Origin of the sequence: Enterobacter cloacae complex sp. P16RS2 (genome assembly GCF_014982155.1) — a bacterium.
In the GTDB taxonomy this organism is placed as follows: domain Bacteria; phylum Pseudomonadota; class Gammaproteobacteria; order Enterobacterales; family Enterobacteriaceae; genus Enterobacter; species Enterobacter cloacae_M.
Window position 1 is genome coordinate 1 of sequence record NZ_JADCKW010000089.1, and the last position, 2256, is coordinate 2256.

Annotated in this window: 2 protein-coding genes; both read left to right on the forward strand. The window is 36.8% G+C overall.

Annotated elements, in window-relative coordinates; all coding sequences use genetic code 11:
- A partial coding sequence (locus INF68_RS23010) for a hypothetical protein (protein WP_193525482.1) occupies nucleotides 1–313 on the forward strand: 313 nt, incomplete at its 5' end.
- The gene (locus INF68_RS23015; RefSeq protein ID WP_227412958.1) at nucleotides 252–2105 is read left to right on the forward strand and encodes a terminase gpA endonuclease subunit; all 1854 of its coding nucleotides are present in this window, start codon (nucleotides 252–254) and stop codon (nucleotides 2103–2105) included. The genes INF68_RS23010 and INF68_RS23015, both read left to right, overlap by 62 nt.
- Nucleotides 2106–2256: the final 151 nt, after the last annotated feature.

Here is a 2256-nt window from a genome sequence, read left to right on the forward strand (position 1 = left end):
AGTTAGTACTGAATATCTTGAACAAGTACTAACTGAAAACCTATTTCAAGTTAAAACAGCAATGAGAGCTATCCCTAGTAAAACATACTTGGAACTATTCGCACAGACAGACGCAAAAGATTTACGAGATATATTAAAACAACATATTGATAGTACTTTATTCCAGCTAGGAAGCATGGAATTTGAACTACCCACGGATGAAGAAATATTAGAAGATGGAAACGAACAAGAAGAAATTAACGCAAGTACTAATGAAAGTACTGCCGACGATACAGCCACCGAAAATACAGAAAACAAGCCAATGGATCAGTAATGGTGTAGTTAAGTTTGTTGACGGGCCGAATATGGGGCTTGATTGGGTTCCGTTTTCCTTTCAACGCGAACCAATGGATATAGCACAACATAGAAGTACTAAAAAGATCATTCTTCAGTCATGTAGTCAGCTTTTAAAAACCACTGTTTTACAATCAATAGCATTTAACCTAATGGCAAATGATCCATGTAATTTTGCTTTTGGTAGTTCTTCTGAATCTGAAGTGAAGAAATTCAAGGATGGTAAATTTCTACCAGCTATTGAAACCAGTGAAGTACTAAGCCCATTAGTTACAGACAAGAATGATAAGAACGCCGCGAACAACGCGAAGCAAACACAAATGATAAACGGTACTTTTGTGTACTGGCTAAACCTCAATACACCAGGAAACCTACGCGGTATTACTTGTCGTGTAGTTCTATTGGATGAGGTGAGTAATGTTTCTATTACAGAAGAAGGTTCACCAATAAAACTAGCAGAAGCACGTACTAGTACTTTCGGTGATGATGCTCTAGTAGTTATTTCAAGTACACCATTATATAAAGATGATTTAATTAACTCAGAATATAACCTCTCTGATAAACGCCGTTGGTTTGTTACTCACACTTGCGGTCATGAATATACTTTTGAATGGGAACAAGTAGCATTTGAATTCAAACAACTTGAGAATGGTAGAGCAATACCAGACAGTACAACTACACGTTTAATTTGTCCTCATTGTCAGGAAGAGATAGACGAGCATACACGCCACCAAATGATCGATAACGGTCGATGGATAGCTACTAGTACTGATGGTGATCCGGGTGTAGTTGGTTATCAGATTAGCCGTATGTATTCCCCATTGAATACTATTTCAGAAATGGTTAGTAAGTTTGCCGATGCTCTTTATAATTTCAATCTTCAAACATTTTATAATAATGAATTGGGATTACCCTATGAAGATGAATATGCGAAAGAACTAGATATACTTCGATTGGAATCACTAAGAGAAGATGAATTTAATCTACATAAAATACCTGAAAGTACTTTAGGCATAACAATAGCAGTAGACCAACAATTAGATCGCCTGGAAGCTACTGTATTAGGCTTTGATGAAAAGAACATTTATGTACTTGGTCACGAATTCTTATATGGTCACGATGTAACTAAAATCGAATCACAAGCATGGAAAGATCTAGATACTTTCTGTCGTCAAGATTTCCGAAGTGTTGACGGTCGCATAGTACCTACACTTGCCGTATTCGTGGATAGTTCGAACGGTAACGCTACAGATACAGTTAAGAAGTTTACCGCACGTTGGGCTAAGTATCATCCTATTAAGGGTTCTAGCAGTACTACAAGTGACCTATTCAAACAGAGTACACAAGCCGGATATAAACTACAGATCCTAAATGTTCATGAACAAAAGAATACTATTCGTAAACTTTTAAACTTGATGCTCAGTACTGAAGCAGAGAACGCACCAATTCAATTACGCTTTTCCAGTACTCTACCATCAGATTACTTTGAACAACTATCAGCCGAAGAGTTAAAACCTGCTGGTGGTAAATTAGTATGGCGACTAAAGAAAGGGCAGAAGAGAAACGAGGCTCTAGATTGTCTGGTCTATGGAATGATCGCAATCGTATATTCCCAATCACAATTAGGTACGCAACCGTTTAGAAAACTACGCGAACATAAAGCCAAATCATTACCACAAAAGATAAATAAACCAGAAGAATCACAACCTACCCAAAGTACCAGACGTTCTAGGCGTACTGGTGTGGGTTCAAACTGGTTTGGAAAAACGTAAAATGATAAGGATATCCAATGGCAATTTTACCAGAAAAGATTTATATGGTTTCAAACCCATATGATTATCTTGTAACAATTCCTGCTAAAACACTTTTCGTTATTTCATATGTCAGTACTGGTAATTCAATTACATTAGATAACAGTAATAA

Excerpts from the sequence above, each read along its gene's own strand:
- INF68_RS23015 (WP_227412958.1), top strand. The coding sequence starts at position 252 with ATGAAAGTACTGCCGACGATACAGCCACCGAAAATACAGAAAACAAGC.